The organism is Hyunsoonleella aestuarii (genome assembly GCF_006148925.1).
In the GTDB taxonomy this organism is placed as follows: Bacteria; Bacteroidota; Bacteroidia; order Flavobacteriales; family Flavobacteriaceae; genus Algibacter_D; species Algibacter_D aestuarii.
The window spans coordinates 400,001-416,589 of record NZ_VAWB01000001.1; the positions used below are offsets into that span (position 1 = coordinate 400,001).

The 16,589-nt window shown below is 33.0% G+C and carries 15 protein-coding genes; 8 read left to right on the forward strand and 7 right to left on the reverse strand.

The features are described 5' to 3' along the window. Nucleotides 1-308 precede the first annotated feature (308 nt). Complete coding sequence (locus FEF17_RS01975; RefSeq protein WP_139000678.1) at nt 309-2,297, reverse strand: putative porin; 1,989 nt, start codon at nt 2,295-2,297, stop codon at nt 309-311. Between the two features lie 371 nt (nt 2,298-2,668). On the opposite strand from FEF17_RS01975, the gene rnhB reads away from it, so the two are divergent. The 4 genes from rnhB (at nt 2,669) to FEF17_RS01995 (ending at nt 7,653) form a co-directional block, all read left to right on the forward strand. Continuing rightward, the gene (gene rnhB / locus FEF17_RS01980; protein WP_139000679.1) at nt 2,669-3,268 is read left to right on the forward strand and encodes a ribonuclease HII; all 600 of its coding nucleotides are present in this window, start codon (nt 2,669-2,671) and stop codon (nt 3,266-3,268) included. A 44-nt stretch (nt 3,269-3,312) separates the two neighbouring features. Next, on the forward strand, nt 3,313-5,745 hold the full coding sequence (locus tag FEF17_RS01985) for a ribonuclease HII (RefSeq protein WP_139000680.1): 2,433 nt from the start codon (nt 3,313-3,315) through the stop codon (nt 5,743-5,745). A 288-nt stretch (nt 5,746-6,033) separates the two neighbouring features. Next, on the forward strand, nt 6,034-7,083 hold the full coding sequence (locus tag FEF17_RS01990; RefSeq protein WP_139000681.1) for a nucleoid-associated protein: 1,050 nt from the start codon (nt 6,034-6,036) through the stop codon (nt 7,081-7,083). A 93-nt stretch (nt 7,084-7,176) separates the two neighbouring features. After that, on the forward strand, nt 7,177-7,653 hold the full coding sequence (locus FEF17_RS01995; RefSeq protein WP_139000682.1) for a hypothetical protein: 477 nt from the start codon (nt 7,177-7,179) through the stop codon (nt 7,651-7,653). Nucleotides 7,654-7,671: 18 nt separating this feature from the next. Here FEF17_RS01995 and FEF17_RS02000 read toward each other — a convergent pair whose 3' ends face one another. Next, nucleotides 7,672-8,349, reverse strand: coding sequence for a uracil-DNA glycosylase family protein (locus FEF17_RS02000; protein ID WP_139000683.1), 678 nt, complete (start codon nt 8,347-8,349; stop codon nt 7,672-7,674). Nucleotides 8,350-8,404: 55 nt separating this feature from the next. On the opposite strand from FEF17_RS02000, the gene FEF17_RS02005 reads away from it, so the two are divergent. Next, entirely contained in the window at nt 8,405-8,539 is a 135-nt protein-coding gene (locus tag FEF17_RS02005; protein ID WP_139000684.1) for a 30S ribosomal protein THX, read from the forward strand. A 13-nt stretch (nt 8,540-8,552) separates the two neighbouring features. Here the strand turns inward: FEF17_RS02005 and FEF17_RS02010 are convergent, their stop codons facing one another. Together FEF17_RS02010 and yaaA are read right to left on the reverse strand one after the other, a co-directional pair. After that, complete coding sequence (locus FEF17_RS02010; RefSeq protein WP_139000685.1) at nt 8,553-9,278, reverse strand: hypothetical protein; 726 nt, start codon at nt 9,276-9,278, stop codon at nt 8,553-8,555. A gap of 5 nt (nt 9,279-9,283) precedes the next feature. Beyond that, on the reverse strand, nt 9,284-10,042 hold the full coding sequence (yaaA, locus tag FEF17_RS02015; protein ID WP_139000686.1) for a peroxide stress protein YaaA: 759 nt from the start codon (nt 10,040-10,042) through the stop codon (nt 9,284-9,286). Nucleotides 10,043-10,245: 203 nt separating this feature from the next. On the opposite strand from yaaA, the gene FEF17_RS02020 reads away from it, so the two are divergent. After that, complete coding sequence (locus FEF17_RS02020) at nt 10,246-11,595, forward strand: serine hydrolase domain-containing protein (protein WP_139000687.1); 1,350 nt, start codon at nt 10,246-10,248, stop codon at nt 11,593-11,595. Nucleotides 11,596-11,675: 80 nt separating this feature from the next. On the opposite strand, the gene FEF17_RS02025 is transcribed toward FEF17_RS02020, so the two are convergent. Continuing rightward, nucleotides 11,676-12,710 carry an RluA family pseudouridine synthase gene (locus FEF17_RS02025; RefSeq protein WP_139000688.1) on the reverse strand — a complete coding sequence of 345 codons (1,035 nt, stop codon included), beginning with the start codon at nt 12,708-12,710 and terminating at the stop codon, nt 11,676-11,678. Nucleotides 12,711-12,712: 2 nt separating this feature from the next. Then, nucleotides 12,713-13,267, reverse strand: a complete 555-nt coding sequence (locus tag FEF17_RS02030; protein ID WP_139000689.1) for a PASTA domain-containing protein — start codon at nt 13,265-13,267, stop codon at nt 12,713-12,715. Nucleotides 13,268-13,438: 171 nt separating this feature from the next. Here FEF17_RS02030 and FEF17_RS02035 point away from each other — a divergent pair, with 171 nt between their 5' ends. Beyond that, nucleotides 13,439-14,413 carry a D-alanine--D-alanine ligase gene (locus FEF17_RS02035; protein ID WP_139000690.1) on the forward strand — a complete coding sequence of 325 codons (975 nt, stop codon included), beginning with the start codon at nt 13,439-13,441 and terminating at the stop codon, nt 14,411-14,413. A gap of 18 nt (nt 14,414-14,431) precedes the next feature. Further along, complete coding sequence (gene coaD / locus FEF17_RS02040; protein WP_139000691.1) at nt 14,432-14,887, forward strand: pantetheine-phosphate adenylyltransferase; 456 nt, start codon at nt 14,432-14,434, stop codon at nt 14,885-14,887. Nucleotides 14,888-14,910: 23 nt separating this feature from the next. Here the strand turns inward: coaD and FEF17_RS02045 are convergent, their stop codons facing one another. Beyond that, the gene (locus FEF17_RS02045) at nt 14,911-16,524 is read right to left on the reverse strand and encodes a SulP family inorganic anion transporter (protein ID WP_139000692.1); all 1,614 of its coding nucleotides are present in this window, start codon (nt 16,522-16,524) and stop codon (nt 14,911-14,913) included. Nucleotides 16,525-16,589 lie beyond the last annotated feature (65 nt).

Below are 16,589 nucleotides of genomic sequence, written 5' to 3' on the forward strand. Positions count from 1 at the left end.
TATCTGCTATTTATAAACTCATTTTTTTTAATAATATCACTAAATCATTATTGCTAATACAATAATAAAACCCCTCTAAACTTCTATTAATACTCTATAACAAATTATCCTAAACTTAATGACATAATATATCAATCTAAATAATTAAATAACAATCCCACAAGTTAGGAATAGTAGTGACATCCTTTTTATGGCTCTAATAATTATATATTATACCCGTTACATGATATATGTGTTTGTTGCATCCCTCACTCCTAGAACTGACACCATAGGGAAATGAGCTAATAAAAATTCTGTAATTGAGCGAATTAAAGAAAGAAATTCCAAACTATACCAAAGCGGATGGCAAAATCTCTATATGGATTATTAGGTGCTGCAAAATAATCATAACCTGTAAAGGCTGCATTGAAATGCTCTGCTTTTAAATAAATTCTTGTTTGGCGAATTTTTGCATTTATAAAGAAATCTAAACGTGGAAAGTCCCCAAACTCTCTATCCGTTTGCACGTAAAACTCAGCCAGTAACGGATTGTAAGCATTCATATAATAACTTGTAAAATAATTGAATGTTACTCCTGTCTGCAAATACATCGCTTTTTTAAACAAATGAGATGCATAATATAAAGTGTTACGCGTTGTAAGCTCTGGAACATTAAAAACATTATTATCGTCTTGAACATTTTGATACAAAACGGTATTGTTTAGAGCAAACTTCCCGTATTTAATTTCGTTTACCAACTTAACCCTTAAATAGGATATAGACTCGGTATTTTGAAATGGCTTTATTGGATTTGGGTTATCGTTCGATATACGAGCATCATCTAACTTAAAATACGTATAATCATTAATGTTAGAATAATCTACAGTTATATCTGCTAAGCTTTTATATTTTATCTGAAAAGCTAATTGCTGCGTTTCTGTATTATTGAAATTATTTTGCCAGTTATAATTTATGTAATCACTTTGATATAATAAGAAGTTATAGTTTGGTGCCTTGGAACTATGATTTATAGAGGCAGAAACAAAAACATCATCATTAAGTTTAAATTTTGCCTTAGCATTAAAAAAGTTTCCTTCAAAATCTCCCGATACATTTACTCCTAGCGCTCCTTCTAGCTTAAATTTGTTGAATTGCTTCAAATACTTCCCCCCAGCTGAGATTATATCACCCTTTAACCTATTCGTTATCGTTGTATTACCAACAACAACTAATCTGTTATACCCATAATTATAATTATTATGACTTACATTAACTTGCAAATCACCAACGAGGTTATTTGAATAATTTAATTGTAGTTGATTATATAAGTTCTCTAAAGTAACTCTATCCTTAAGTCCTGAAGATTTATTTGCACTACCAAAAAAACTAGTTACAGCACTAGATTGGTCATATTCATAAAACTTATCTTTTAAAGACACTATATGACCTACACTCAACTTATTCTTTGATAAGGAATCTTTTTTTCTAACTATCTTATAATCATGTTCTAAATGAAAACGCTTTCCTTTTAAAACACTTTCGGCATTTTCAAAATTTACCTCTAATATAGAACGGTCGAGAAACTCCTCTGTTCCAGATTCGAAGTCTTCTACACTAGCATCTTGTAAACCTCCATTTTCTTGATTCAACAAATCCTGAGTTACAATATGTGCTCTAATTGAGTATCGCTTATTTTTAGTTTGATAGTTTGATGTAAACCTAAAATTGCCAGTGCTTGTTAATAGATGCTGATAGTTACCAAGTGACCTCAGACCCTTATAGGCTATCGAAAAATTAAATTGTGGTGATGTATTTACAGTGAAAAATGAATCTGCCAATTGCCCTTGTTCAAATGCCGTTTTAAAAAACAGTTCAGTTAATGGTGTTGGCACTCTATAATAGTTGATATCTTCAATTTCCATATAATTGAAATGTCTTGCTCTCGCACCAAAGCTTGGCATCAAAATAGTATTCTCAAAATCGAAAGTTAAAGTATTATAGGTTTGACCTAAATTTGAAAAAGGCATCAACCCAAAATTATCTCGACGTAGATAATTAAAATTATAATCCTTTTGAATTGTAAGTGTTGTATCTACAAAAGTAGTGTCGTTAAGATGAGATATAATCAAATAGTCTTCTATTTTAGCATCAGTATTTTTAATTTTTTTTATGCTTGTACTTTTTCTAGAAGAATTCCTAAGCGAATCTTGACTAATAGTATTACCAAAATCTTGAGAAAATCGGCTAGGTTGTCTAGTTTGAGCAAATAAAACATTTAAAAAACACAATAATATGGATGTGAAAATTAATCTTTTCATCAATTATAATGCTTTTTGATTTTGAAAATGAACCATAAACAACTTTGTAAGCAGGAAAATGTGTTGATATATTACTGAATAACTATTTTCGGTGACAAAAGTAATTATTTGAACGTTAAGTGAAGTGAATTATTTTAAATTAAAGAAAGCCAGTAAAATTTTACTGGCTTTCTTTATGTATCATCCCAATAAAGGAATGCCTTCGAGTATTTATTTTGAGTTAGTCAGTAACAAACATCTTAATATTATCTTAAAAAACCAAAAAAAGGATTAAAAAAAAAGGTAAACAACCACATAAATTGTATTATAAATTAAACAATAAAAAGCAATTATTATGCATAAAATTATAGATTTGATAATATTTTATAATAATGCTCTCTTTAAAATATTCCAATCTTCACCTAGAGTGCGGCACAGATGAAGCTGGCCGCGGTTGTTTAGCTGGTCCCGTAACAGCTGCCGCAGTCATATTACCAGGCAACTTTGCAAATGATTTATTAAATGATTCAAAACAATTAAGCGAAAAGAAGCGGTTTGTTTTAAAACCCATTATTGAAGAGCAAGCTTTTGGTTTTGGTATTGCCCATGTTTTTCAAGAAGATATTGATAAAATCAATATTCTTAATGCCTCTATTTTGGCAATGCATAAATCGATAGGGCAATTAAAATTTGACCCAGAATTTATTATTGTGGACGGAAATAAATTTAAACCCTATAAAAATGTTCCATTTGAAACCATTGTTAAGGGAGACTCTAAATATTTAAGCATCGCTGCAGCATCAGTGCTAGCCAAAACCACAAGAGATACTTATATGGATAAAATCCATGAAGAATTCCCAATGTATAATTGGAAGCAAAACAAAGGGTATCCTACCAAAGAGCACCGAGATGCGATTAGAAAATACGGTATAACAAAGTACCATAGAAAATCATTTAAATTACTGCCAGAACAATTGACTTTAGAGTTTTAAAAGAGTTAAAAATATACTAGGTTTGTAAAAACTTAATATTTTCCATGCGTCTACTTTGTTTTATCCTATTTGCAATTATCTTTATAAGCTGCTCTGACGTTAAAACAAATCGATCTGAAATTGTTCATTATATTCCTGAAAACGCATCCATCATTATAAGAACTAATAATTTAGGAAGTTTGAAAAGCGGTCTTAATAACAATGATTTTTTATATAAGTTTTCTAATTCTAATGCTTACAAATCATTCGATTCCAAATTAGGGTTTACATCATTACTAAAGCCCATAAATGATGTTTTAATTGGAATTGGACATACACAAAATGATAGTCTCAATTTTTCTCTTATAACAAAGCATCATAAAGATTTGTTCCAAAGAGATTCTTTAGCAGAATATTTAGAGGAAACTCTTTCATACGATGATAAAACGGTAATAAAATCTACTTTAAAAAACTCTGTTTTTTACAGTACTATTATTGACAGTATCTTTATAGCATCTACTTCAAAAAAAATAATTGACAATGCTTTTGAAAAAATACCAATAAATAGCCGTCTTGAAAAAGTTTATAGTACCATTGATAGAGACAAAACGATTTCTATCATTGTAAGGCCTAACAACAATCTTATAGATTCCTTTTTTATCGACAACTCCCTAAGGCTTGCCGATTTTACAGATTATATAGCACTAGATACCGAGCTTAATCAAAATACCATAGTTTTAAACGGGATTGCAAAAGCTAACGATTCAATTCATAGCTTAATAAATATATTTAAAAATACGATCCCTCAAGAAAACCAAATTCAAAATGTAACGCCATCTAATAGTGATGGGTTTATGAGTTTTACATTTGATGATTTTGAGGTTTTACAAGATAACCTAGCAAAATTTAATGCGAATGATTCTATAGTAGAACCTTCTACACTCTTTAATAATATTGTTGAAATTGGGGTTATTTATGAATCTGAAAATAGAGCTGTTGTATTAAATTCTATTGATGACATTGCTACAAAAGATGCCTTACTGTCCGAACAAAATATTATAGACACTTACCGCCAAGTAACTATTTATAATTATAGTAATTCGGAATTCTTCGCTAATACTTTTAAACCCTTAATTAGTTCAACAAACTTTACTAACTACTGCTTGCTTGACAATTTTTTTGTGTTTTCAACAAATTTGGAAATGACACAAAATATTATTGCTAACTATCAAAACAAAACCACGCTATGCGAACGCAATTACTTTAAGGACGTAAAGAACGAACTGAGTGATGCCTCGTCTTTGATGCTCATAACCAATTCAACTACACTAGAAAATGTGATTAAAAAGAATTTTACTGAAAACTTAAATATTAACCTGAAAAATTATAAAGCATCGGGACTTCAATTTGTTTATGATAATAATTTCGCTCACGTAAATGCTGTCATTAGCAAAACGCAATCTAGAAGAGAAGAACGTTCAGTTTCTGAAGAATTCAATATTAAACTAGAAAATGATTTACTTAATAGTCCGCGGTTTGTCACAAACCACATCACTAAGCAAAAAGAAATAGTAGTTCAAGACATAACTAACAATTTGTATTTAATTTCAAATAAGGGGGAAATTCTTTGGAAAAAACAATTACACGGTCCTATTTTGGGTGAAATAAATCAAATTGACATTTACAAAAATGGTAGGCTTCAGTTGGTTTTTGCTACTCCAAATCGTGTTTATGTATTAGACAGAAATGGCAAAGATGTTGCACCTTTCCCTGGTAAATTTAATGACGACATAACCCAACCGCTTTCAGTGTTTGATTATGACAAAAAGAAAAATTACAGGCTGTTAGTCACACAAGGCAATAATGTTTTAATGTATAACACTAAAGCCAAAATAGTTAGTGGATTCAAATTTAAGTCCGCTAATGGTATTATTAATACCCAACCGCAACATTTTAGAATTGGTAGCAAGGACTATATAACCATAAAAACAGATTCCAAACTGCATATTTTAGATCGTACTGGCAAAAATAGAGTGACTCAAAAAAGCAATAACAACTTCTCCATGGAACCAATTTATCTTTACAATAATAAATTCACCACTACTTCCAAGGATGGTAAACTGGTAACCATAGATTCAAGAGGTAACGTGGCTACTCAAAATTTAAACCTATCTCCAAATCATCATATTACCAGTTCTTCAAAAACAATGGTAGCACACTCTGAAAACAAACTATCTATAAGAAACAAAACGGTTGAAATAGATTATGGAAATTATACCGCGCCACAACTTTTTTATATTAATGATAAAATTTATGTTGCCTTAACCGATTTACAGTCACAAAAAATTCATTTATACGATAGTCAGACTAAAGCCATACCAAATTTTCCTGTATATGGGAATTCTGAAATAGATTTCGATAATATTGATCGGGATAGAAATCTAGAATTCGTTACAAAGGGTGAGGACAATTCTATAATTCTGTATCAAATAAATTAAGTTTAAAATATAGCAGTTACATGTTTGCTAATTTGTAACTAATTCATATATTTAAACCAGCTATTAATCAATTATTTACATTCATTTTCAACCTTAACAACAAAATTTACAGGTAATCACTGTTTTGAAGCGTTTACATAAGAGTATAATGTTTCAGGGACAGTTAACAACATTACAATAATACCCAAGTCCTCGAATCTTGAGCGTCAAAGCATTTGTTTTGGCGCTCGTTTTTTTATGGCACTCTAAGATAATTTTAATACTATTGCAGTCATTAAAAATCGAACTATGATTTCCAGAAAAAATGCCTCTATTTCTAAATTTATAATCCATAAAGTTGGCAACAAGTTTAATGATACCGAAAATGCCTTTTCGCAAAATTTGGTTGATTTTGATGAAGCTAGTTACGACCTCATGCTGCCATTTTTACTGCGACCGTTTGGTAGTGCAGTACAGAGTTATCGCTTTAATCATCATGCGAATATTGCATTGAATGAAATAAATAATTACACTTCTCAAATCTTTAAAGAGGATGATGCCTTTATTGAAGTTTCTAAACACATAGTTACCCATTTATACGAGCAATCTAATTCGGCTCAAATAAAAACTGGTGACGTGTTAGTCGTTATGTTTGAAGGGATAGAATATGAAGGCATTACTACTAACGCATTAGGTATTTTTAAAATTGAAAACAAAGTAAACTTCTTTCAAACCTATTTAGAAAACAAAAGCTACGATGTCTTGGTTCAAAAAGGGATTAGCTCGAAAAAAGTAGACAAAGGCTGTCTTATTTTAAATCAAAGTGACACAGAGGGCCCTATTGTTTTGAGTATAGACAACAACACTTACGATGCGCAATACTGGATTAATCAATTTTTAAATATTAAATATGCCGATGATGCCAACAACCATACACAGCAATATCTCGAACTATGTAAAGATTTCTCATCAGAAGTTTTAAAACCAAGCTATGGCATGCATGAACAAAATACGTTTTTAGCCAAAACCATTGATTTCTTTAAAGAAAATGAAATAGTTAACGTGGAACGTTTTAAAGAAGATGTGTTTGAAGAAGAAAAACACATTAGACTTTTTGAAGATTACAAAAAAGAGTTTGAAGGTGACCAGAATTTGTTAATTCGCAATCAGTTTGACGTTGCTGAAAAGGTTCTAAATAAGGAGAAACGTAAAATAAAAACCGAAATTAAGCTAGACACTAACATCCAAATTAAACTGGATATTGATGCGCCAGATTCTTCAGAAGAATATTTGGAACGTGGCTACGATGAGGAAAAGAAAATGCATTATTACAAAGTGTTTTTTAATGCCGAAGCTTAAATGCTTTACTCAACTATGAAAAAATTCATGTATATTCGTTAAGAGTCAGATGCTTAATAGCTCATTCTAACTGACCAATTAATATTATTCCTTATGAAATACTATAATATTCTTGCAGTTCTATTTTTAAGTTCAGTCATTTCCTTTTATTCCTGTAATGATAGTTCTAAATCGAAAACAAAAAGTACCATAGAACAAACTGAAACTGAAAACACTGTATCCACACCAAATGCTGCAGCTCAAAATAACACGAGCACTCAAACGACACAAAGCGCAACTGGACAAGTTTTCCATTACACCTGTGTTAAAGGATGTTCTGGTGGTGCGGACTCAGCTATAAATTGCACAACTTGTGGCACTCTTTTAGTACATAATGCTGCTTTCCATAATAAACCGAATAGTACGCCTCCTGCTGGACCATTTCTAACGCCGCAGACAAATTCCAGTTCTAATGCAGCTGGTGTATTTCATTATACATGTAGTAATGGATGCGCTGGCGGATCGGGATCTGCAGGTAATTGTAGCACCTGCGGTAATGCCTTGGCACATAATGCAGCTTATCATCAGTAACCAAGAATTGTTCATTTCTTAAAAAAACTCCCGATACTGCGTTACACGAAAATCAAACGTATTGAACTTAGGGTTAGCAGCTTTAAATTTTTTATAAAGCGGCAATTTACTAATTGAAATATTGGCAGCACCTGAACCCGATGTTAATGAAACTGTTTTTATTGTTCGAGAGACACTTCGACTACGCTCAGTGTGACATAACGTAAACTGATGGATTCTAGGGACTTCATTCGAAAGAACCTCTAATTTTAAACCGTAATTTTTTAAATGCTTTCTAAAGAAATATTCTGGTCCATTTTTACTGTTACCTCCAGTAAACAAGAGCGTATTAATATTGGGATATTGTTCTAGGTATCCTATGACATTTCGAAGTTTTATATGTTTCATTCCTAAATCTGAAGCATCCATTTTTTCACGCTCTGCACTCTCTACAATATCGCAAACACCAATTTTACTCTTAACTAAAAATGCCTTACGCTCTTCAATGGCTTCTTTCGAATTATCGTATCGCAATCCTAAACTGTGAATTTTATCAATGAATAACCACAACGAGTTGTAATAACTTCCATAGCAAAAATCAACATCTTTTTCAAGAAGTTCACCTGTTGAAAATCTTGGTGGCGGTAAAGTACCAACAATAAGTTTGGTTGTATCTTTTTTTATAAATGGCTCATATGGATGTTTATGAATGAACAACTTGTTTAAAATTTCGAGATTTTGTATATTATATGAGAACAAATTACAGATTATTATGGGAAAAGGAGATAAAAAAACTAAAAGAGGGAAGATTAATCGTGGCACATTTGGAGCGCGACGACCAAGAGTAAAAAAGAAAATAACCGCCGAAACGAAAATTAATGTTGGAAATAAGGTGAATCCTAAATAGTGCTGTTTAATGCCTAGTCAATTTCTGATAGAAGTTTTTCTACTTCCTGTATTGTAGCCCTATAAATTCGTTGGTTGGGCTTGGTCATGTGCTTGGATTCCTCAAAAACCTCACTAAGTATGTCCTTAGCTTCACCTGATTTACCTTTACTCATTAAAAACTTTGCAAGTATAAGACGCTCATCATAAAAAGAATACCTAACATCAATAGCTTTAAGGTTTCTTTCAGCTTCGTCAATTTTGCCAATTTTTTCTAAGGCTAAACCATATAAAAATTGAGATCTAGATTTTTTAAACTCGGGATGCGTCATTATTTTTTCAGCATATAAAATCGCGCTTTCACAGTCTTCTATATTGAAATAACATTCAATAAGTTGCTTGATTACATAAAAATCGTTCTGGGTATTTCCTTCTATAGATTCTAAATAATTTGGAATGGCATTGTTATAGTCTTTATTCTCTAAGTAAGCATCTGCCAAATTAACTCTGTTTTGATAAGATTCTGAAAACTCAAGTTGCCTCTCTAAATCTTTAATCTTTTTCGTAGGATTTATGATGTGCGTGATGTCGCTAGTAATTTTTTCTGCATCACGCTTATTATAAACTTGAGTAATTATATAAATAACACAACCTACTAAAGGTAAAAACAAAATTAAAAGCCACCAATAGAAGGCATTTCTATGAGTGTAAAGATGATAAAGACAATAAGCCTGAAGCGCTATAATAAAGTAGAAATACATGATTACTATCTTATAAATACGAGTTCGGTTTCGGTAGACATAGGCTCACTAAACCCATAGCCGTCATAATTGAATCCTTTTAAATCATCGATGGTTTTGGCATTGGTATCAACAACATAGCGCGCCATCATACCACGTGCCGCCTTAGCAAAAAACGAAATCATTTTGTACTCGCCATTTTTAAAATCTTTAAAATTGGCTGTAACTACAGGCACTTTTAAAGTTTTAACATCTATGACCTTAAAATACTCATTACTAGCAAGGTTTAAGAATAGCTCATCATCTTCAAGTTCGTCGTTTAAGGCTTTTGTAACATCCTTTTTCCAAAATTCGTAAAGATTCTTTTTAACGCCAACAGGCATTTTGGTTCCCATTTCTAAACGATAAGGTTGAATTAAATCGGTTGGCTTAAGCACCCCATATAAACCCGAAAGGATGCGTACCGTATTTTGTAGATTGTCTAATTTATCTTCTGATATGGTGTAGGCATCAAGACCACGATATACATCTCCATTAAACGCATAAACTGCAGGACGTGCATTGTCTTTGGTAAATGGTAACTCCCAAGACTGGTTGCGTTCATAATTTAATTGTCCCAAAGCATCAGAAATGCTCATGAGTTTCGATAAGCTTCTAGCAGATTTCTTTTTAAGCAACTTATTTAAGCGCTCCGATTGTTTTAAAAATTGAGGTTCGCTGTAACTAGTAAAAGGTAATGGGGTTTCAAAATCTAAAGATTTAGCTGGAGAAATTACGAGTTTCATACCGTGTGATTTTTTGGATTATTCAAATTTACAACTCCTACTCTACTTTTTAAATTTTAGATTACAATTATTTTTAATGACATTATAAATGGAATTGATGTGTATAATAGTGTAAAAAAAATTGCCAATATCGTTTAACAATCGATAAAGCTCATTGAAACGCAACTTTATTTTTATATTTAGATTCAATTAAATAATTAAACATGTCAAACAACAATAGAATACTATTGGATGCAATTATATTTTTCAGTTTGTTTCTATTAATTGGATGCAAACAACAAGTCAAAGAGCTTGCCTTAGAAGATAAAATAAGATTAGCTGTAGAGTCAAGAAAAGTGCCTGTACCAAATGAACAGAAAGTAAGTTTTACTTCTCCAGAATGGATAGAAGGAAGAGGGCCCCATAGCACTGAGATTTTCCGACATTTAGAAAACTATATTCCAACTATTTTAATTGAAAAAGGAGCTACGAAAACAAAAGAGCTTCCAAAAAACTCAAGTAATACTCTGGGTCAAGAACTCCTCACAACCACTTTCTTTAAAAAAGAAACTTCTCTCAATGAAATATGTAATGAAAAACAAATTAATGGTATAATTGTTCTGCACAAAGGCGAAATTATATATGAAAAGTACCCTGATATGGAACCTACGGACAGACATTTTCTAGGGTCGGTTAGTAAATCTTTTATTGGAACGGTAATTGGAAACCTAGCAGATGAAGGAATAGTAAATGAACAAGATACTATTGGAAAATTCCTTCCAGAGTTTAAGGACAAACCATTGGAAAATGTGTCCATTGAGAATTTGCTAAGAATGGCATCCGGAACGAATTGCCGAGAGCATGTAAAAGACAGGGTTTCATTTACTGATCCGAATCATTGTTTTTACCAGCTGCTTCAACATTCTGCTTTATTCCCAGAACCAAAATCTGCTTTTGAAGAAAACCTTATGGAACTAGTAGCTAATGCAGGGGCTTATGAAAGTCAAGGACAAATCTATGATTATACCTCAGCTAATTCTGTGATTTTGGCAACTATAGCTGAAAGAGCATCTTCCAAGCCATTTCATGAATTAGTACAAGAATATATTTGGTCAAAAATAGGGGCCGAGGATGATGCAAGAACTACGTTATCTAGCTCGGGTGTGGCAGGTAGCTACGGTACAATGCTAATGCGTTTAAGAGACCTTGCAAGGTACGGATTAGCTTTTACTGATGATGCTACCACTAAAATAGCTTCAGAAAGATACCTTAGTCAAATTAATAAAGGAGATAAAGAATTATTTAGTTCACAAGACGGAACAGGTCAAAGATTGTGGCTAAAAATTTATCAAGACCAAGAACCTCTTTTTCAAAGTTATCATTGGGATGTAGTTTTTGAAGATGGTGACTTTGCAAAATTTGGACTTGGTGGTCAAGGCCTTTATATTTCGCCAGAAAAAAGATTAGTAATTGCTTTTTTTAGTGCTAATAAGGACGAAACAACTAACAATAATAATATTATGTATCTTGTTCGTAGCTTAGCATTATTTGAACATTTCAAAGGAGAACAATAACTCTGAACTTAACAATGTATATGATGGTCATATACTTAAAAAAATTTTCGATAATTATAAACAATTCTCGCCTTGAAAATTTATAGCTCTTGATGCTTAGTATACCCACGCCACTTTTCAATACACAGCTGCATATCCTCTGGAATAACGGTATCAAACTTTAAAAACTCACCTGTTTTAGGATGTTTAAAGCCTAAGGTTTTGGCGTGCAGCGCTTGCCTCGGTAATGCTTTAAAACAATTTTCAACAAACTGCTTATATTTTGTGAATGTAGTTCCCTTCAGTATTTTTTCACCACCATAACGCTCATCATTAAATAAGGTGTGCCCAATGTGCTTCATGTGAACACGTATTTGGTGGGTCCGTCCCGTTTCTAGTTTGCAAGACACCAACGTTACGTAGCCAAGGCGTTCTAAAACTTTATAATGTGTTACGGCTGGTTTTCCTTTATCTGCTTCATCATCCAAAAACACCGTGTTTTGCAGTCTATTTTTCGGGTGGCGTCCTATATTACCTTGAATAGTGCCTTCATCTTCTTCAACATTACCCCAAACTATAGCAACGTATTCGCGTTCGCTGCTTTTTTCAGCAAATTGCAAAGACAAATGGGTCATGGCTTGTTCGGTTTTAGCTACTACTAAAAGTCCGCTGGTATCTTTGTCTATTCGGTGCACTAAACCCGGGCGTTCACTAGAATTATTCGGTAAATTATCGAATATGTGAATTAGTGCATTTATTAATGTCCCCGAATAATTACCATGTCCAGGATGAACCACCATACCCGCTGGTTTGTTAACTACAAGTAACTCATCATCTTCATAAACCACATCAATGGGAATATCTTCACCTACCAATAAGTTTTCATGCGGCGGATGCGCAAAAAGCACGCGAATTTTATCATTAGGTTTAACCTTATAATTCGATTTTACAGGAACATCATTTACAAAAACACTTCCGTTTTTTGCAGCCGCTTGAATTTTATTTCTAGTCGCGTTTTCAACAAAATTCATTAAATATTTATCTATACGAAGTGGCGTTTGCCCTTTGTCTACAGTAAACGCAAAATGCTCATAAAGATTATCCTCATCAGGTAATTGTTGTGTATAATCTTCCATACCTAGGGTCTATTACCGTTGCCAAGAACTAAATCGATAACAGACGTTTTTGGTAATTGGTCTCCTTCTTTAATGGTATTCCCTTTGTGCTTCATACCTAACACAATATCCTTACCTATGTTATCGATATAGGATATCTTTCCTATTTTGAATTCTAGAGCTTCTAAGGTGCTTTTTGCTAACCTAAACGTTTTATCTTCTAAGTTAGGCACCAATATTTTTCTGTAACCAGAAGGATTTAAGGTAAGGTATATTTTCCTGTTCTCCTTTACTTTTGTTCCAGCTATCGGCTCTTGCTCTATAACAGAAAACTTGGGGTAATTTGGATTATAATTAGCTGAATCCTGAATTTGCATCACCAAATTGTTATCATTCAATTCCACTTGCGCCACATTTATGGACTTCCCCGAAAGGTCTGGTACAGTTTCAAAATCGCCGTGATTAGTAGATACCTTTAGCCATTTTAAAATAATAAAACATAAAACGACTAGGGCGACGACTGCCAATGCTAACTGCTTTAAAAAAACCTTACTGGAAAGAAATTTGACAATGCTCATTTATAGAATTTTCAATTAGGCAAATATATAAAAACCGAACTGTTTTTTCTTTTGCCATTTATATGATATTTTAGCTATAACTAATATAGATACGTTTTTATTGTTGATTTAGACGCATCTTGTTTTGGGAAAAGATTTTCACTTAATCTAAATTGAAGTGAACTTTTATTTATGAAAAAAAATATTGCAATCATTATGGGAGGATATTCAAGTGAATATCAGATCTCTTTGAAAAGTGGAAATGTGGTTTTTGAGACTTTAGACACCTCCAAATACAATCCTTATCGCATTCATATTTTTAAGGATAAGTGGGTGTATGTTGATGCTAAGAATAAGGAATTCCCAGTTAACAAAAATGACTTTTCGGTTACTGTAGCAGATCAAGTTATCGATTTTGACTGCGTATTCAATGCCATTCATGGTTCCCCAGGAGAAGATGGCTTTATGCAAGGTTACTTTGAGTTAATAGGCATGCCACACACAAGCTGTGACATGTACCAAGCAGCTTTAACTTTTAATAAGCGTGATTGCCTTAGTGTTTTAAAACCTTATGGCATAAAAACAGCAAGATCTTTTTATATTAATCTTGGTGATGCTGTTAATAAAGATGACATTATTAGCAAAGTAGGTTTACCCTGTTTTGTAAAAGCCAATAAAGCAGGTAGCAGTTTTGGTGTTACAAAAGTTCATGAGAAAGAAAACTTGAAAGACGCTATTGAAACAGCTTTTAAAGAAGACGATGAAATTATAATAGAATCGTTCCTTGATGGCACCGAAGTTTCAGTTGGCGTGATTACTTATAAAGGCGAAACCAAAGTATTACCAATTACTGAAATAGTTTCTGAAAACGATTTTTTTGATTATGAAGCCAAATACTTGGGAAAATCTCAAGAAATAACACCTGCTAGACTAACTAAAGAGCAAGAAGAGAAAGTAAACACCGAAGCGAAAAAAGTATATGAGATTCTAAAAATGAAAGGCTTCTCCAGAAGCGAATTTATTTTTAAAGATGGAGACCCTCATTTACTAGAAATGAACACAGTTCCTGGGCTTACACGAGAAAGTATTTTACCTCAACAAGCCGGAGCAGCAGGAATAAGTTTAAGTGACTTATTTGATAATGCCATACAAGAGGCTTTGAAATAAAAATTGTACTTTTAAATTATGAAACGCGCATTATTTCCTGGCTCCTTTGACCCACTAACCTTAGGGCACTACGATATTATTAAAAGAGGTATCACACTTTTTGACGAGATTATTGTTGCCATTGGTGTGAATGCCAGCAAAAAATATATGTTTTCTGTCGAAGAACGTAAAGTTTTCATTGAAAAAGCTTTCGCTAATGAACCCAAAGTTAAAGTCGTAACATACGAAGGGCTTACTGTAGATTTTTGTAAAGAAATAGATGTTGAATTTATTTTACGTGGTTTAAGAAACCCTGCCGATTTTGAGTTTGAAAAAGCCATTGCCCATACCAATAGAGATCTCGCGCCTATTGAAACTGTTTTCCTTTTAACATCCGCACAAACCTCTTATATAGCTTCTTCTATAGTACGTGATGTTATTAGAAATAATGGAGATTACACCAAATTAGTACCTAATAGCGTTCGAGTTAAATAATCCTAACACTTTAACAAAACCTGTTAAAGAGTATATTCGGACAACCCTTTAGTGAAAGCTTCAGGGTTTTCTGCTAAATGATACCGTGGGTCGTCTATATCTTCAACAATAACCTCTCTAAACTTCGGACTTGACTTGTATAATAATATTTTGCAGTCTTCACTTAAATGTTTCAGCTTAATTTGCTTCCCTGCAGCTTCATACTTATTCACTAGATTAAATATGGCTTCAATCGCAGAATGATCGCTTATACGAGACTCTACAAAATCAACTTCTACTTTATCTGGATCATTTTTAACATCAAACTTTTCATTAAAAGCAATTATAGACCCAAAAAATAAAGGCCCCCAAATTTCATAAACCTTAGTTCCATCTTCGCGCATACGCTTTCTTGCTCTAATCCGTTTTGCATTTTCCCATGAAAACACTAAAGCGCTAATAATTACACCCGCTATTACTGCAATAGCTAAATCAAAAATTACCGTTAAAGAAGAAACTGTAACTAACACAATAACATCACTAAATGGAATCTTGTTTAGAATTCTAAAACTACTCCATGCAAAAGTTCCAATCACAACCATAAACATTACTCCCACCAAAGCGGCGATAGGAATTTGCTCAATGTAGGTAGAAGCAAAAAGAATAAACATTAATAATAACACTGCTGCCACAACACCAGATACTCGCGTTCTTCCTCCAGATTTAATATTGATTAATGATTGTCCAATCATTGCACAACCACCCATACCTCCAAATAAACCAGTAATGATATTTGCTCCACCTTGAGCCATACATTCCTTGTTTGCATTTCCTCTCGTTTCGGTTAATTCATCTATTAAATTTAGTGTCATTAAAGATTCTATTAATCCAATTGCTGCTAGAATCATTGCATAAGGACCAATAAACCAAAGCGTTTGAAAGTTAAAAGGCACCTTACTAAAAATATCTGTTTGAAATTGTGGGAGCCCGCCTTTTAATCCTTCTCCACCACCATCTTTAATGAAACTTCCAACAGTGGCTACATCTAAATTCCCGAAAATCACAATAGCCGAAACCACTAGAATCGCTATTAAAGCCTCAGGTAATTTCTTAGTTAGTTTAGGCAAACCGAACATAATCCCCATAGTTAGTGCCACTAAAGCAACCATAATCCAAAGTGGATTCCCTGAAAACCATGCCCCATTAGCATCCTTAAACATGCCTAATTGAGACAAAAATATCACTATCGCTAACCCATTTACAAATCCCATCATTACTGGGTGCGGGATTAACCTAACAAATTTACCAAGCTTTAATACACCTGCCAACATTTGGATTCCTCCCATAAGTATTACAGTAGCAAACAAATAATACAACCCAAGATTTTCACCTTCAACTCCCATCGCATTTCCTTCGGCTACCAAACTAACCATTACAACTGCTAGTGCTCCAGTTGCACCACTAATCATACCTGGTCTACCTCCGAAAATCGAAGTAATCAAACCAATCATGAAAGCAGCGTACAATCCAACTAAAGGATCTACACCTGCTACGAAAGCAAAAGCCACAGCTTCTGGCACCAATGCCAATGCCACAGTGATTCCACTTAAAATATCATTTTTCAAGTTTGCAGTTCGTTTTCTAATAAATTCAGTCATGGTTTATTTTTTGAAGCAGCAAATTTAAGGTTAAAATCGTGAAGCACAAGTACTCTAAAGATAAT

Coding starts and splice junctions, on each gene's coding strand:
- FEF17_RS01975 (WP_139000678.1), bottom strand. CDS start 2,297: ATGAAAAGATTAATTTTCACATCCATATTATTGTGTTTTTTAAATGTT.
- rnhB (WP_139000679.1), top strand. CDS start 2,669: ATGCTCTCTTTAAAATATTCCAATCTTCACCTAGAGTGCGGCACAGAT.
- FEF17_RS01985 (WP_139000680.1), top strand. CDS start 3,313: ATGCGTCTACTTTGTTTTATCCTATTTGCAATTATCTTTATAAGCTGC.
- FEF17_RS01990 (WP_139000681.1), top strand. CDS start 6,034: ATGATTTCCAGAAAAAATGCCTCTATTTCTAAATTTATAATCCATAAA.
- FEF17_RS01995 (WP_139000682.1), top strand. CDS start 7,177: ATGAAATACTATAATATTCTTGCAGTTCTATTTTTAAGTTCAGTCATT.
- FEF17_RS02005 (WP_139000684.1), top strand. CDS start 8,405: ATGGGAAAAGGAGATAAAAAAACTAAAAGAGGGAAGATTAATCGTGGC.
- FEF17_RS02010 (WP_139000685.1), bottom strand. CDS start 9,278: ATGTATTTCTACTTTATTATAGCGCTTCAGGCTTATTGTCTTTATCAT.
- yaaA (WP_139000686.1), bottom strand. CDS start 10,042: ATGAAACTCGTAATTTCTCCAGCTAAATCTTTAGATTTTGAAACCCCA.
- FEF17_RS02020 (WP_139000687.1), top strand. CDS start 10,246: ATGTCAAACAACAATAGAATACTATTGGATGCAATTATATTTTTCAGT.
- FEF17_RS02025 (WP_139000688.1), bottom strand. CDS start 12,710: ATGGAAGATTATACACAACAATTACCTGATGAGGATAATCTTTATGAG.
- FEF17_RS02030 (WP_139000689.1), bottom strand. CDS start 13,267: ATGAGCATTGTCAAATTTCTTTCCAGTAAGGTTTTTTTAAAGCAGTTA.
- FEF17_RS02035 (WP_139000690.1), top strand. CDS start 13,439: ATGAAAAAAAATATTGCAATCATTATGGGAGGATATTCAAGTGAATAT.
- coaD (WP_139000691.1), top strand. CDS start 14,432: ATGAAACGCGCATTATTTCCTGGCTCCTTTGACCCACTAACCTTAGGG.
- FEF17_RS02045 (WP_139000692.1), bottom strand. CDS start 16,524: ATGACTGAATTTATTAGAAAACGAACTGCAAACTTGAAAAATGATATT.